This window comes from Ensifer sp. NM-2, from assembly GCF_003024455.1.
GTDB lineage: Bacteria > Pseudomonadota > Alphaproteobacteria > Rhizobiales > Rhizobiaceae > Ensifer > Ensifer canadensis.
In genome coordinates this window covers 262,911-277,816 of record NZ_PVZR01000005.1, presented here as the reverse complement: position 1 = coordinate 277,816, position 14,906 = coordinate 262,911, and the positions used below count along the sequence as shown (strand labels likewise).

At 58.5% G+C, this 14,906-nt stretch carries 17 protein-coding genes; 3 read left to right on the top strand and 14 right to left on the bottom strand.

Annotated elements, in window-relative coordinates; all coding sequences use genetic code 11:
* Positions 1-835: 835 nt before the first annotated feature.
* Positions 836-1,141, top strand: coding sequence for a DUF1236 domain-containing protein (locus C6558_RS13040; protein WP_057217753.1), 306 nt, complete (start codon positions 836-838; stop codon positions 1,139-1,141).
* Positions 1,142-1,561: 420 nt separating this feature from the next.
* Here C6558_RS13040 and C6558_RS13030 read toward each other — a convergent pair whose 3' ends face one another.
* Positions 1,562-1,855 carry a hypothetical protein gene (locus C6558_RS13030; RefSeq protein WP_057217757.1) on the bottom strand — a complete coding sequence of 98 codons (294 nt, stop codon included), beginning with the start codon at positions 1,853-1,855 and terminating at the stop codon, positions 1,562-1,564.
* A 221-nt stretch (positions 1,856-2,076) separates the two neighbouring features.
* On the opposite strand from C6558_RS13030, the gene C6558_RS13025 reads away from it, so the two are divergent.
* On the top strand, positions 2,077-2,457 hold the full coding sequence (locus tag C6558_RS13025; RefSeq protein ID WP_057217760.1) for a DUF4440 domain-containing protein: 381 nt from the start codon (positions 2,077-2,079) through the stop codon (positions 2,455-2,457).
* Positions 2,458-2,474: 17 nt separating this feature from the next.
* Here C6558_RS13025 and C6558_RS13020 read toward each other — a convergent pair whose 3' ends face one another.
* The 13 genes from C6558_RS13020 to C6558_RS12950 all read right to left on the bottom strand — a co-directional run bounded on the left by C6558_RS13020 (position 2,475) and on the right by C6558_RS12950 (position 13,810).
* The gene (locus tag C6558_RS13020) at positions 2,475-2,717 is read right to left on the bottom strand and encodes a hypothetical protein (protein WP_057217762.1); all 243 of its coding nucleotides are present in this window, start codon (positions 2,715-2,717) and stop codon (positions 2,475-2,477) included.
* 996 nt (positions 2,718-3,713) lie between these two features.
* A complete protein-coding gene (locus C6558_RS41590; RefSeq protein ID WP_057217764.1) occupies positions 3,714-4,061 on the bottom strand; it encodes a hypothetical protein in 348 nt (115 codons plus the stop codon).
* Positions 4,062-4,341: 280 nt separating this feature from the next.
* Complete coding sequence (locus C6558_RS40520; RefSeq protein ID WP_057217766.1) at positions 4,342-4,539, bottom strand: hypothetical protein; 198 nt, start codon at positions 4,537-4,539, stop codon at positions 4,342-4,344.
* A 143-nt stretch (positions 4,540-4,682) separates the two neighbouring features.
* Positions 4,683-6,656, bottom strand: a complete 1,974-nt coding sequence (locus C6558_RS13010) for a protein-L-isoaspartate(D-aspartate) O-methyltransferase (protein ID WP_057217767.1) — start codon at positions 6,654-6,656, stop codon at positions 4,683-4,685.
* A 354-nt stretch (positions 6,657-7,010) separates the two neighbouring features.
* Complete coding sequence (locus tag C6558_RS13000; protein WP_057218365.1) at positions 7,011-7,211, bottom strand: hypothetical protein; 201 nt, start codon at positions 7,209-7,211, stop codon at positions 7,011-7,013.
* A gap of 659 nt (positions 7,212-7,870) precedes the next feature.
* Positions 7,871-8,728 (bottom strand): glucose 1-dehydrogenase, encoded by an 858-nt coding sequence (locus tag C6558_RS12990; RefSeq protein ID WP_057218369.1) that lies wholly within the window; start codon positions 8,726-8,728, stop codon positions 7,871-7,873.
* 769 nt (positions 8,729-9,497) lie between these two features.
* Positions 9,498-10,022 (bottom strand): cupin domain-containing protein, encoded by a 525-nt coding sequence (locus C6558_RS12980; protein ID WP_057218373.1) that lies wholly within the window; start codon positions 10,020-10,022, stop codon positions 9,498-9,500.
* Positions 10,012-10,308: a DUF3175 domain-containing protein gene (locus C6558_RS12975; protein ID WP_057218375.1), complete on the bottom strand. Its 297-nt coding sequence runs from the start codon at positions 10,306-10,308 to the stop codon at positions 10,012-10,014. The genes C6558_RS12980 and C6558_RS12975 overlap by 11 nt, the downstream gene beginning before the upstream one ends.
* Positions 10,309-10,376: 68 nt before the next feature.
* On the bottom strand, positions 10,377-10,838 hold the full coding sequence (locus C6558_RS12970; RefSeq protein WP_244494738.1) for a hypothetical protein: 462 nt from the start codon (positions 10,836-10,838) through the stop codon (positions 10,377-10,379).
* 44 nt (positions 10,839-10,882) lie between these two features.
* Positions 10,883-11,323, bottom strand: coding sequence for a lipocalin-like domain-containing protein (locus C6558_RS12965; RefSeq protein WP_057218378.1), 441 nt, complete (start codon positions 11,321-11,323; stop codon positions 10,883-10,885).
* Between the two features lie 34 nt (positions 11,324-11,357).
* The gene (locus C6558_RS12960; protein ID WP_057218380.1) at positions 11,358-11,828 is read right to left on the bottom strand and encodes a cyclophilin-like fold protein; all 471 of its coding nucleotides are present in this window, start codon (positions 11,826-11,828) and stop codon (positions 11,358-11,360) included.
* 12 nt (positions 11,829-11,840) lie between these two features.
* Complete coding sequence (locus tag C6558_RS12955; RefSeq protein ID WP_057218382.1) at positions 11,841-12,587, bottom strand: SDR family oxidoreductase; 747 nt, start codon at positions 12,585-12,587, stop codon at positions 11,841-11,843.
* Between the two features lie 35 nt (positions 12,588-12,622).
* Complete coding sequence (locus C6558_RS12950; RefSeq protein WP_057218384.1) at positions 12,623-13,810, bottom strand: MFS transporter; 1,188 nt, start codon at positions 13,808-13,810, stop codon at positions 12,623-12,625.
* Positions 13,811-13,907: 97 nt separating this feature from the next.
* Here C6558_RS12950 and C6558_RS12945 point away from each other — a divergent pair, with 97 nt between their 5' ends.
* The gene (locus C6558_RS12945; RefSeq protein ID WP_057218386.1) at positions 13,908-14,807 is read left to right on the top strand and encodes a LysR family transcriptional regulator; all 900 of its coding nucleotides are present in this window, start codon (positions 13,908-13,910) and stop codon (positions 14,805-14,807) included.
* The last annotated feature ends 99 nt before the right edge of the window (positions 14,808-14,906 follow it).

Here is a 14,906-nt window from a genome sequence, read left to right as displayed (position 1 = left end):
AGCCGCCGGAGACTGGGCGTTTGAAATCAAATGGGATGTGTGTGAACGCCCCGAAAGATGCATCGAAAACTTACTTCGGTATAGACAAGTGGTCAGGCGCTGACATGGTCCGGCCTCATGTGGCGAGATTGACGACGCGGGCCATTATGGAGTTCGGGGATTGGATCCCAATCGGCTACACGTGCTTCTGAGCACTCACCCCACTGCTGGTTAATCCAATCCCCTTCTAACCGATTGCCCATAATCCTCCGTTAGACCTCACCACATCCCCGACGTCTCACGACTTCTGGCTGCTGCATTGGGCAGGACCAAGGGTCGGAGCTCGGTAGACGCCGCCGGGGCCATGACGAGCCCAGGCGATACGCGCCAATTTGTTCGCCAAAGCGACTGCAATCAGTTTTGTCGGTCACGGACCTGCGCGGCCATGGAACAGCGGGCGCGCCGGACGATGCTCGAGGATGCGATTGACGAGGGCGGCCTGCCTCCACAGCGGGGGGGGGACCGCTTCTCTGTGGGAAGCTGTCCCGACGAGCTCTAGTGGCTAAATGACGGGCCTAGGAAGTCCGCATCTTGGATGCCGCTTTGGTCGAGCCCGATCAGACAGGCGGCAAGTGCTTCAGCCTCTCGCTTTCCAACCAATGCGGTGCCCACTTTTAAAAGTATCGAAGGCGCAGATTACACGCACTTCCCGGACTATTGTCTTAAAGGCGCGCCAGACTAAGGTCGAAACCCCATGCGACTGAAGTCTGGCCATCGGAACGGCAATAGCCCAGCGGCGTTGGTAAGAAGTTCCCGCATTGAGAGTGGGAATACAACAACCAGCCTGGAGAAGAAAATGAAGAAACTTGTCAGCTCGGCCGTCACAGGACTGCTTCTGCTCGGCGCTTCGAGCATCGCCTTGGCTCAGACAGTCATTGTCACCCCAGAGCAGGAAACGGTCGTCCGCGAATACGTGAAGAAGAAGCCCCTCGCTTCCATCAAACTTCCCGGAGTGGAGCTCAATGTCGGTTCGACGGTTCCCGAAACGGTGGAACTACACACCATTGATGCACCGGACATCACCTACCGATATGTGGTCGTTGACGACCGCACGGTGCTGGTGGACCCGGGCACCCGCAAGATCGTTCGGGTTATCGACTAGCCCTGATAGACGGCGTCCCTTCCCCTCCGGGGAGGGGGCAGCCTTGAGGATCTTTGATCATCGACGTTGGTGGTCCTTCCTGTTCATGCCAGTTCAACGCGAGGAAGCTCCAAACCGGACGTCGGGCTACTGGTTTCGCTGAAGCCATCGCGCTTCTAGCAGGGGAAGCAGTTCGACTACATCCGCCTGCAGGTTGCCGCAGACTTCCTCGTATTCCTCGATCAGCGCCTCCCGACGGGGAAGTTCACGTTGAAGATTAGCCAGTGCCGTTGAGGCCAGTGCGTAGCACTCAAAGAGGTCGTCTAATCGCGGGTCCTTGGTTGTGAGCAACCACCCACGATGGCGCGGTAGCGCCATCCCCAAGCGAGCCCGCCCTAGCTTTAACAAGCTCATTTCGCGCCTCCCTTGGCCTGAGTAAAGCTATTTCGCCTCTACCTTGGGAAGGTACACGGCGACGTCCCCACTTTTGTCGTTGAGAATTTCGCCTCCAGCAATCAGGTAAACGGCTATCGCTGCTACCGAGAGAAGCATCACACCGATCGGCAGCCCGGTTGATGCGGTTTTTTCGGGCTGCCCATATTTGTGCCTTTCGTACATCCTGATATCTCCCATGGTCTCTTCTAACCGGTGGCACCAGAGCCGCTCGTAGGGACGTTCGAACGGCTCTGGGCCGTTACCACCCATGGCTTTTCTTGTGAGGGTCTTCAGCGACATGGGCTAATTGATAAATTTAGCGCGACGCGACTTCCCAACAATCGACTTCAGACCTTTGCCGACGGTGAGTCAGACTGAAGTCCCATGGCGGAACTTCTCAGATTCTGGCTGGTTTGATATTCTCGCGGGCGCATCGCCCAGGCGCTGGCACAACATCCGCGTTTGCTCGGGCTACGCGGCTGACCAGTCCAACGATAACTTGCCCACTGGAGTGACCACCCTTGTCGAGCCCCGATCCCGACCCCGCCGAAATCCAGTTTCTCGAAGAAGCACTGCATCGACCATCGGTCAGGCATTCGAAGCTAGCGATCGAAGCATTGCTTGCAGAAGAGTTCGTCGAGTTCGGTGCGTCGGGACGCGTATATCGTCGAGCAGAGGTCATAAATCTTTTGACCCAGGAGGAGGATCACACCGACGGCATTCTCCGAACGTCCAACTATGCTCTCGCGCCTATTTCGCAAAATGCGGTGCTTTTGACGTACGAGAGCCATCTCACTTATCGCGACGGGTCCGAACGATCCGCCTTGCGAAGTTCAATCTGGAAGCATGACGGGAAGAAATGGCAGATACTCTTCCATCAGGGTACAATACAGCGGCCGTGACGCCGTTAATCGACTCCCTAGTGCAGCCTTCTTGCGAGACGTACAAGGCCGCCACCAAGCTCCAACGTTTCAAAATCGGCATTCACGAGGAAATAGCAGTCTGCAAGGTCCATCAACGCCATTGCGACTTCCTCGCGTGACCAACCGGCCCGTTGCGCTCGATCGGAGAGCGACAGGAACTCTGCCTCCAACGCGTCCTGACAAAGGAGGACGCGATCTCGGTGGCCTTCCGGAAGCGTCGGCGCGGGAATTTTCGACATGGCGTATCCTCCTGCCGAAGAGGATAGGGCGCACTTTGCGTTCTACAAGGCTTCGCTAATTTAACGAACGACTGTCGACTAACGCACCTATCAGGTATAGCCGTCCGATAGACTAGCCGAGCCCGTCGCGCAGATAGCTGGTCGTGGATAAAAGAATGGCCCCCTGTTGAGGGGGCCGGGAGTATGGGACAATGGCTGCGGGGGGACTGCCATTATCCATGGGGTGCGCATAAAACGCGCCCGCCGGAAAATTGTTCCAATTTTTCGCGGAACAACGCGGCTTAAAATACGCTCACGAGACGACAACTTACTCTGTGACGCGGATTCACCTCGCCAATCGTCGCATCCAGTCGTATATTTAGCCATTGCTGATATTGACGGCGGCCTTCTCCCCCAGAGCCACGAAAAGTAGGCCGCTCTTTTTCAGTTGTCCCGCCGGTCAGGCTGCCACCCTCACGAAGAACCAGCCATTTGCTTCAGCGCGTCGTGGTCGTGGATTCCGCGTTGAAACAGGCTGATCAGTGCGCCGCAAGCTCATCGGCCTCCTCGCTGTCAAAGGCGAGAAGTCGTCAGACGTAATTAAATCTCAGCGAGATCCAACCGTTTTGGACGTAGCCCTCGTCGCAGTTGCCCCGGAGAAGGTGCGCCGGCTCATGGAATTCAACTGTGAAAAATACGGGGGACCCCAGGCGGTGAGTGTCGCAGCCAGACCGCCCGGAGTCGGCGTTGGGTTGCCTTCACAATATACCAACACCTATGCACCCAAACGCCGGCGGCAGTGCATTGTTCCGTGACTTCACACGTGCTCACAACTCGCAGATCTGCGGGTAGACAGCGCGCCTGATCGATGGCGGAGATCATACACTCCGACGAACTATCTACCGCGAATTGATATCGTGCGGTCGGGGGCAACAGGCGGCCAAATGGAGGCAGATCCGGGTCGCAAGTTAAAGTCTCCGAGAGGCAATGTTCATGCGACTTGTTGTCAACGACGTGTCAGTGGCTGGGGGCGGTGCGACCAAGGTTGCGCTCCAGTGCATAGAGGCAGGCGTTAAGGCAGGGCTCGAATGTTCCGTTCTGGTCGGCGACGACGGCGCAGGCATTCGCTCGCGATTTCCGAGCGTCGAGGTCGAGGCGCTGGGCGAGCGCCCCTTGCGCGACGGCGTCCGCTTCGCAAACGTGTTCGATAGGAATTTCAACGGCCGCGCCTACCGCGCCTTGCGCCGATTGCTCAAGTCCGGAGGCGACATGGTCGTTCATCTTCACGGTTTGTCGCAGATCCTGTCCCCCTCGATTTTTCATGCGCTGGCGCGTAGTGACGCCAAGGTGATCGTTACTGCACATGATTTCTTCCTGAGTTGCCCCAACGGGGCCTATGTTCACTATGGGAGGGGCGAGATCTGTCCTGAAAAACCGCTATCTGCCGGCTGCCTTTCCAGCTCCTGCGACAAGCGCAATTACCTAAACAAACTGTGGCGAGTTGCGCGATCGGTGACCCAGTGTGCAGCGGGAGAGGCGTTCTGGGGCCGGGTCGGCGTCATTCTGGCACATGAAGGCATGGAGCCCTACCTGACCGACGGACCCCTCCAAAATTTCCTGACATTGCGCACTCCGTCGACCCCACTCACCCAATTCCCGGTTGCATCAGGCGGCGATCGTGCCCACGGCCGAAAATCGGACGGATGCCCCACTTCATGGCGAGATCGAGGTATCGGCTGATGTTACGAATGAAGAACTCATCAAAGCCGAGCAGGTCTTTCGTGTCGCTGGTGCGCGTGGCGTTGCGGCTCGCTGACGGAACATGAATTGAGATCGGGTCCATAGCCCCTTCCTTCGTAACAATAGCCCTACCTGACGGGTTGACGGATCTCAAAGAGAGGCAGAGTTCCCCGAACGACCTGCACTCAAATTCAAGAGGCGAGGAGCTCGACCGAGACCCCATGGAATGGCGATGCGGCGGGCGCTTCAAAGTCCAAAGGGGAAGGTGTCGGGCACCCGTCCTGTCGCTCCTTCTTCCGCCAGAGGCCTTACGGCACTGGTCTCATCGAACCAGACATAAGCGTCAAACTGTTTTGAAAGCACCGCATAGGTGTAGTGGCTTAGCAATTCGCTCTCTGGCCGATAGATTACGCCAATAAAGCGCTCCAACCGCTCGACGGACAAGGCCTTTGCGGCCTCTGGATGTCTGGTAAAGTCGATAAGAGCCCGATCTCTGCCCGACAGATGGAAGCAATATTCGAAGCTATCCTCGTGTGACGGCCGAACCGTTTTTATCTCCATGTCACCATCCCAGTCCGTCGCGGCGGCAACCGTGCCGTGGTGGGTACCGAAACCGATCAGCGCTGCTTCAGGACCGTATTTCTCTCGACACAATTGACCAAGATTGAGCTCGCCTCTGGTCTTGCCCATGTCAGTGTGCCGGGCGTCACCGATGTGGGAATTATGGGCCCAGACGACCACTTTGCGGTCAGTGCCGCCGCCCTGGCCCAGCAAGTTGTCGAGCGTTTCGAACATGTGCCGGTCGCGTAGGTTCCAGGCGCGCGCACCACCATAGTACATGATGCGATAGTACTTCTCCGCAGATGCGACGAGGCGGGCGTTTTGCGTGGCGTCGAACAGGGCCTGGTCGTCTGATCCCGATCCGTTCAATTCCGACCCCAGAAGCTCCCGGCACTGTCGTACCACCTCGTCCTCGCAATCGCGGTAGCCAGTGGTCAGCACGGCTCTGCCATAGCTATCGGGCGCATTCTGCCATGGCGACAGGCAACCGTATCGCTCACGCGCGACGGCAGCAGCCCCCGGGTCGACTTCATCGAGATAGGAAAGCACCGCCGCGATCGAACCGGCCATATTGTAGAGGTCCAGTCCGTAGAAACCGGTCTGCTCGCCAGCAGGCTTGTGGGCATTGTGGGATCGCAGCCAGGTGACGAAGCTGTCGACCTCCGCGTTCCGCCACATCCACCGCGGGAAGCGGAGGAAGGGTGGCGCTGCATCCCCCTGTTCCTGCCCGCGAACGAAACGGTTGATCGCCGCAGCGTCAGGCCAGTCTGCTTCCACTGCGATCATTGTAAAGCCGTGCTGTTCGATAAGCCTTTTCGTAATAGCCGAACGCGCTGCATAGAATTCCGAGGTGCCATGGCTTGCTTCGCCAAGGAGCACCACGCGCCGGTCAGCGAACCGTTCAAAGACATCAGCAAATCCCGGTTCATCGACATTGGGGAGATCCTCTCCCGCAGTGGCAATCAGATCGGGCAGATGCTTGCGCAGATGTACGCTCGCCTGTCCCTGATGCTCACTCCATCCTTGTTCGCCGATCAGCGGCACGAACATGACGCCACCGAGGTCTTCTTCCTTATATCGATTGTTCGCAAGTCGGGTAATGCGTAGCAATCGCTGCGATCGCTCTCGGCGCCCAATTGGAATAATCAGCCGTCCCCCGATTTCCAGTTGTTCCTTGAGTGCGACCGGTGCCGCCGGACCACCGGCGGACACAAGGATCGCATCGAACGGGGCTTTTTCCGGCCATCCCCTCGTGCCATCGCCGGTGCGAACTTGCACGTTTCCTCGGCCCAATCGAGAGATCCGATCGGCCGCTTTTTTTGCGAGCGAGGCATGCCGTTCGAGTGCCGACACTTGGCGCACGATGTGGCTGAGGACGGCCGCTGCGTAACCGGAACCGGCGCCAACTTCCAACACATTGTCCGCGGGATTCAGTCTGGCAGCTTCGGCCATGCGGGCGACTATATAGGGTTGCGAAATCGTCTGGCCTTCACCGATCGGCAGCGGCGCATCCTCATAAGCGAATTCCTCGAAGCCCTCGTCGATGAAGTCTTCGCGCGGCACCGCCTGCATTGCCTGGAGTACGCGTGCGTCATCGATGCCGCGCTTGGCCAATTGCCGTTCGACCATCATTTGCCGAGCGTAGTCAAAATCAAACATCGTAAGATCCTCGCTGGGCTGCATCGACCGGAGGTGCCCCAGCGTTGGATTACGGAAACCAAGGCTGTCCCTTTGGGGCTCGTCTGCTGTCTCTCGCCACGATGGGGATCCTTGCCTGCCGCTTGACTGCTTTTTTTGCTTTTCCCAGCGTCTTTCGCCGCCCTGCTGCGATTTCCACCGTGCTCACCGTGTTTTTTGTCCTTAGGTGCGGCTTCAGTTTTAGTCCCCTGGGCCATTTTTTAGGTTACTGACCTTGCGCGGGTGACGACCGCCCAACTATCGCAACGAGGCAATGTTCCAGCGCTGCCGAGAGTGGCGTTCGCAAGTTCGGATTAGATCTGAGAGCTTCGCTCGCTACGGCCCTCCGGCCATGCACCCGACAACGACCATGACCAGAGCATCCACATCGATCTCTCCCCGCACGTCGACGCCGTCGCCCTTGCGCACAACCGTGAGTTTTTGCGGCTGCTGCATCGATTGCCGTTCCAATTCGTCGATGATGGCACCCACGGCCTTTGCCTCCATCGGTTCTCTAATCGGATCGCGCGACACCATTTCCAATCTCCTTACCTTCGCAGTCGTTCTATCGGGGCGACTCCGCTGACATTTCCAATCGATTTTCCGGTTGATGACTTCGCATTCTAATCCTCAGGGATCTCATGAGGACGAATAAACGGAGTCTTGCCGATATCAGGAGCGGGCTCTATCAATTCGCTGTCGCCGGTCCGTGGCGGTTTGAGAACGCCTTGGCAATCCTCTAGCGTTTCAGACATCGCCTCCTCGTCAGTACTGTTCCCGTTCGCATCCGGCGCGCCGCCGTCCGGCAAGGTTCGGCATCGATCGGACATTGCCGGGTTCTCATTGCTGTGCATTTCCCTAACGCTGGCGTCGCAGCCAGGGAAACCATTGTGAGAAAAAGGACGAAACGAAGCGGCACGGCTTGGTCTCTCCCGTAAGGTTTAATCGATCGGGTTTGTGCCCTTCGAACCCGCTCGGCCCGACAATGTTCCGAGAAAAACGGGTGACACAGTAGGAGCAATGCCGCTCCAGACTGAGTGCCGAGGCAAGGCATGGGCCGTCTCGGCTCGGATCAAAATAGGTGCCGAGCAAAATCGCCTATTTGCTCGCCGTTGCCGTCAGCGGATTTCTATTGATGGTGCAATTGACTGCATTGCGATATCCAGATTTCCCTCCCTTATCTGCGGTGTAGTCATTCACAGGATCGGCTTGCCACCGGTCACCCCGATCATGGTGCCCGATACATAGCTTGAGAGGGGATCGGCCAACATGACGTAAGCGGTGGCGAGTTCGGCCGGTTGCCCCGGGCGTTTCATCGGAACCTGCTTACCGAAACTTGAGACGGCTTCCTCGGGCATGGTCGATGGAATGAGCGGAGTCCAGATCGGACCGGGTGCCACCGCGTTCACACGGATTCCCTTTTCGGCGAGCATTTGGGCAAGTCCGGCGGTAAAATTCTGAATTGCCCCCTTCGTTGTGGCGTAGGCAAGCAGCGTTGGATTAGGCATGTCCGAGTTAACCGATGCGGTGTTGATGATCGCGGCACCGTCCTTCATGTGTTTGACGGCTGCCTTGGATAGATAGAACATTGCATGGATGTTGACCCTGAAAGTCAGCTCCCATTCTTCGTCGGGGATGTCGCCTATCTCCTTAAACGTCGACTGATGAGCGGCGTTATTGACAAGGATATCGATACCGCCGAGATCGGTCATGGCACGGTCGATGATGTTCCGGCAGTGGTCGGCCGATTGAATGTCGCCTTTGACGAGAACGGCCTTTCGGCCGGCCTCCTCGACATGCTGTGCTGTCTCCCGGGCGTCCTCGTCTTCTTCGAGGTAGGAGATCAGAATGTCAGCACCTTCACGAGCAAATGCTATCGCCACCGCGCGTCCAATACCGCTGTCTGCCCCGGTGATTACGGCCATCTTGCCGGCGAGACGTCCCGACCCCTTGTATGTTTGTTCCCCGTGGTCGGGAACCGGATTCATCTTTCTCGTGAGGCCAGGCATCGGCTGTTTTTGGGCAGGAAAGGGAGGTTTGGGATAATCAGACATCGTGTTCTCCTGTGTGAGACCTAGCGCAAGGACGGGGCGGCCGGCTGGGCGCTTAGCGGCGACTGAACGATCAGTGAAACAGAGGGAGGGCTTCGCCGCAGCTTTGCGCGCAAGCTTCGCACGCGCGGGCGCAAATTTGGCAATGCTCGTTCATCTCAACATGCTTCGCGCATTCCGCAGCGCACGCCCGACAGGCATCAGCACAGGTCGAAACGAGATTGTGGGCGACATCCATGTTGGTGCCGGTCCTGCGGGTGGCAACCGACCCGGTTGCAACGCAGATGTCGGCGCAATCGAGATTGAGCCTAATGCACTGAACGAGTTCACCGACGTTCGTCTCGCCAAGGCAGGCGTCTGCGCAACTCGCGCAAACTTGAGCGCAGCTGTAGCAATCCTCTATGCAGCGCATCAGCGCGTCTGCCGAACGCCCGTGTACATCAGGATGGCTATTCATCATTTCACGTACAAGCATCGGTTTCCTCGCGGCTTTTCGGGTGTGTCCCTCCAACAATGGCGATGGCGAAATGTTCCGAGCACGGAACGCTTCTCGTGAACCGGCGTATGGAGCGCAGTTTCTGCAAACAGGGGCGTGGGTATGGTTTCATCAGTTGCATCGTTGCTTGAGCTCGAATGCAAAGCGGCGGGCTACGTCCCGGCGTCTCCAGCGCCCTGGGCACGGCATCCAGCCAAACCGCAGCCCGGCATTTGTCACTGGACGACAAGGCAGCATCAGGTGTTGCCGTCGGCATCTTGGCCACCGAAGCCGCTTTTACAGATCACCCCACAGGGCACGCAGCGGACCGCCCGGACCGTAGATCGGGTCACTTTGGGGAATGGGCAATGTGGCGATGATTTTCAAATCGCCGGGCGTTGCGGCAGCCGTTTCGATATCGGCATGCTGGCCGGCAGGATAGGCGCCGACGACAAGGAAATCGTCACTGGCAGAGTTGCACATGTGCCCAGTGCCGGAAGGCAGAACCAAGCAATCCCCAGCGCTGACATGAAGAACGCAGCCGCCCGGTCCACCGATCAAAAGCTCGGCCGTGCCTTTGGCGATGCCGAGCACCTCATGTGCCCTGATATGATAGTGCTGGTAGGAGAAAATTCCATTGCGCCAGAGCCCCTGCCATCCCGCGTCCGAGAAAAGCCGTTCGAAAACAGGAGCGCAGTCCGTTGGCGCGGGTGCGAGGATGTTGCGGTAGAAGAGTACGGGCAGAGAGGGATGATTGGGTACCCAGTCGCTTGGCGTCAAGAAAAGCGTCTCCGGTTGTCTGATCGTCAACTCATTTGCCATGTTTCGGTGCCTTGCCAAAATCCTTGCGCAATTCGTCCTTCGCCTTTTCGAGGGTCTCGCGGCGCCCATTGGAAAGCAGGATGCCAGCGCGATTGATATAGAAGGTCAGCATGGACATGGCCGAACGCAACGGACTTGATTTGCGTCTGTTGCTTTTCTCTGCCGACTCCTTGAACGAATCCGCTATTTTTTTGGCGCTCCGTTGATTGAAAATTCCTTCCTTGAGGTCCAGTGCGTCGCTGTTTTCGGTCACCTTTCGCGACCATTTCTTCTTCTTCTTTGCCATATTCAGGCTCCTTCGCAAGTAACACTGCGCGTCGATAAGGCGCTCCAACCTTTCGCGTTAGCCATCCCCTATTTTGCGTTGCCGATCGCCAAAAGGCACACCGCGAAAAAATTAAACACCGCGCTGACCGCATGAGAATATTCCCATCCACGGCGCAACTGCGTCCAGTTTTCGGGAAGCAGAGTCCAGTTGTCGGTTGCCTGATTTGCCGGGAAGGTAAAAGTCCAGAATATGGCTTGCGTAGCGACAATGCACGCAAGAGCGGCTATAGCGGGGATTGCCGGTTCCCCCGCTCGATAGAGAGCGATCGAAAGCCAGAGGAGCGCAGCTATTGCGCCGACGACAATCAACGCGAAGAGGTTCCATCCATCATATGCGCGTTGCGCAGCAAGATAATCTTCGCCCGACAGGCGCATCTTGCTGACGAGAGAAAACACGTGCGCACCCGCTGGCACCAAAGCCAAAGATGCAAGGACGAGGCTAACAATGCGCAACCAATGGGTCATCGAATTGAACCGGAACGAAATCATGACCACCAAACCGCAACTGCCACCGGAGGTTCCGAATTTTGCGTTCAGAGCCGCTCGTAGGTGACCCTCCAGCCTTCCTTGGGATCAGCGGGCGTGATCGTCAGTTGGTCGGCGTCAACCTTGAACTTGCGTTCCATGCGCTGGCCAATGAGATTGCGGACGAGGGACGATTCCACGGTGATGGCGAATGTCTCTTTGGCCTCGTCGACTTCAACCGGGCCATAATAGGCCTCGTAGCCATTTGCCGTATAGGGTGTCGGTTGCGCTGCGGCGTCCGGATTCATCGCCTGGACGGAGAGAGTTCCGCCAGTGGAGAAGATAACCTGGCCGGAATAGGGGATTTCTGTCCGATCGCCGCTCGCGTCGGTGACCTGCAACGACGTCATGCGCCACGCGCCGGTTATCGAGGACTTGCTGTCGTCAGCGAAGGCAGCAGAGGATGCGGCCAGCGTCAGCGCTACGAGCGCGATCTTGAAGTGCTTCATTCGTGTGGTCCTTTTCGAATGGGAGGGTAGTGGTTCAAATCCGTTCGATGCGCACGGGATACTCGCCGCGAACAAGTAGAGGCTCCGAACCTCCGTCGAAACGACCGAGCCGGATCAGCCCGTCCCAGCGGTATTCGTCGTAGAACAAGGCGAGATTGCCCCATGGCTTGAAGTAGCAGAGGTCGCCCGGCCGCTCGTTCCCGAACGGACCGCTGCCGTCCTGCGTCAGCTTGCGCGGCAGATGGACGATCTTTTCGTTCCTGCCGTAGTCCTCGATCTTGAGGTGCAAAGGAAGCATCGAAGCTAAGTCGCGTGCCGACGGATTGTCGTAGAGCATGGCCGTCCGGGACAGGTCATTAAACGTCACCCTGATCCTCACGTCGGTCGGCTCCTGGCTGGCGGGGTCACGTCCCTCCTGCCCACGCGCCGCGAACGGGAACGCCGCGGCCGCCAAGGCTCCGCCGACAGCGGTTCTTCGCGTAAGAAGCGGGAGCGTCGTTGCCATGCCTCGATCCCGTCAAACCGGTTGTGCCGTGGGCCGGAACAGGATTTCGTTGATGTCGACGTCGTCGGGCTCGTTCACGGCGAAGGCGACTGTCCGGGCGAACGTGTCCGCGCCGACCGCGATCTTACTGACGAATTCCTTCGTTGCGGCCTGGATGTCTTTCTCGCTGATATGCTCGAGAAGCTCGGTGCTGACGGCTCCGGGCGAGATGATGGTCGTCCGGATATTGTAGGGCTTCACTTCCTTGCGCAGCCCTTCGGAAAGTGCACGGACGGCGAACTTGGTGGCGCAATAGACCGCGGCACCCGGATCGACCACATGTCCATAGACAGAGGAGACATTGATGATGTGGCCGGACTTCCGAGCTTTCATGTGCGGCAACGCGGCGGCGATGCCGTAGAGCACGCCCTTGATGTTGACGTCGATCATTCGGTCCCACTCGTCGACCTTGAGGCGTTCGAGAGGGGCCAACGGCATCAGGCCGGCGTTGTTGAGCATCACGTCGATGCGACCGTATTCTTCGACAGTCGTATTCACCAGGTTGCTGACTTGCTGCCTGTCCGTGACATCGGTCTGAACCGCTCTGGCCTTGTACCCCTTCGACATGAGTTCGCTGGCCAGCGCATAGATACGGTCGCGTCGTCGGGCACCCAGCACCACGGTAGCACCTCGCTCGGCGAGATGGCGTGCCGTTGCTTCTCCAAGACCGCTGCTCGCGCCGGTAATGACGATGACTTTATTTTCTATTCCTTGAGACATGATGTTCTCCTGATTTCGAGATCTCGGAAGATTTTTTATGCTCGGCGGCTGGCAAGAACCGCGAGCAATGCCGAGCCCGTGAGAAGGCAGGCAGCCAGCAGAAAGGGGCTCCACCATCCCGCGGTGTCGAAGAGCACTCCGCCTGCAAAAGCGCCTCCCGCAATTGCTAGCTGGATCAACGCGACTTGCAGGCCGCCCGCCGCCTCCAGCTCGCCGGGAACAATCGCCGCCATCCACGTGTTCCAGGCGACCGGAATGGGCGTGGAGAAGAAGCCCCACACCACGAGCAGGAAAGCAGTGACTGCTGCGTATGGCCCGAGGGCGATAAGGAGGAGGGCGATGAGCGCAAGCGCACCTGGCAAACCGATCAGCAGGGTTGCGAGATGCCGCCGGACGACGAAGCCGATGACAGTCGTACCAGTCAGGCCGCCGAGGCCGAGGCCGAGGAGCACCATGGAAAGGGCATTCACTTCCAGTCCGGTGATGTTTTCGAGGAATGGGCGAAGATAGATCGACAGCGAGTTCTGGCCGATGAAGGCGAGGCCGGTCGCCGCCATACCGATGGCGAAGGTGCGGTTGCGCAGAAGCCCGAACATTTTCCCCACCCATACCGTTGTCGTCGCCGGCATCTTCGGCAGGACGGCGAATTGCCAGACCAGCGCGGCAAGTCCAACCGGAACGGTAATCAGGAAGGTGCCACGCCAGCCGATCAGTCCTCCGAGAAAGCTGCCGAGAGGGGCCGCGATGACGATGGCGAACGCGGTACCGCCTTGGAGCAGGGCGATGGCCTTAGGCAGGTCAGATTTCGAGGCCAGACGTGCGAGGATGGCTGTCGACAACGACCAGAAGCCTCCGATCGCCACACCGACAAGCGCCCGGCCTGCCAGGAAGACGGCGAAGTTGGGAGCGAGAGCGACAGTCAAACTGGAGATGATCAGTATCCCCGTGTAGAACAACACCACCACCTTCCGATCCACCTTTGACAGGAGGCCGTTTCCAAAGAGGCTGATGAGAACCGCGAAGACGCCTGAAATGGTGATGGCCAGTCCGGCCTGTCCTTCTGATACCGAGAGGTCTCGTGCAATCGGGGTCAGTAAACTCACTGGCAGGAACTCCAATCCGACCAGCAGGAAGGTAAGGAGCGACAGGCATGTCACGGCAGCCCATGGCGTCTGCGCCATTTCGGGAGAAGTCATCTCATTAACTGTCAGCTCAATAGCCATTCCGCGCTCTCCTGTCCGCTTGCCGCACTAGATAGCCAGATGAGTTAACGTGCACTAGAAGCTACAATGTGCATGTAGATGTGAAGGAGATTCACCAATGCGGCGGGACGAGTTCAGTGAGATGAGGGCATTCCTGGAAGTTGCCAGGGAGCGGAGCTTCACGCGCGCCGCCGCCAAGCTGGGTCTAACGCGCTCTGCGCTCAGTCATACGGTGAGCGCGCTCGAGGAGCGGCTGGGCATTCGGCTTCTTTCCCGTACCACGCGCGACGTGGCACCCACGGCCGCCGGGGAACGTCTCATTGAGAGTATCCAGCCCCATTTCCAGAGCATCGCCGCCGGGATCAGCGCCATCACCGCGCTACGCGACAAGCCGTCCGGCGACGTCCGGGTCGTCTGCCCCGATGACGCGGTCGAGCTCGTGTTCCGCCCTCGGCTGTCCGCGTTCCTGCGGGATTTCCCCGACGTCACGGTGGAGATCATTGTCGACAATGGTTTTACCAACATTGTCGAGCGGCAGTTCGATGCCGGGGTGCGGCTCGGCGAGGCCATCGCCCGCGACATGGTGGCCGTGCGCATAGGGCCTGACGTGTCGTATTCCGTTGTCGCATCGCCCGACTACCTGGAGCGGCACACGCCGCCGTCAATCCCGCAGGACCTGACAGGCCATAACTGCGTCAACCTGCGGCTTCCAACGTCCGGGGGGCTTTACGCCTGGGAATTCGAACGGGATGGCCGTGAGTTCAACGTGCGGGTGGAAGGTCAGCTTACCTTGAGCAACATCGCGCCCGCAATGGACGCTGCATTGGACGGCATCGGTCTCGCCTACGTCCCAACGGACCTCGTTCTGCAGCATGTCAAAAGCGGGCGACTGCGTCCGGTCCTCTCGGAGTGGTGCCCGACCTTCCAGGGCTATCACCTCTATTATCCGAGCCGTCGAAATCACTCGCCAGCCTTCTCGGCGTTCGTCGATGCTTTCCGGCATAGACCGCGAAAATAACGTTAGGTCGCACAACACAACGCCTCTTATTGGCGGTAACCGCCCGATTGGCACCGCCTGCCGGATAGCGCCTTGATGGACTAAGACACGTCATTAGCG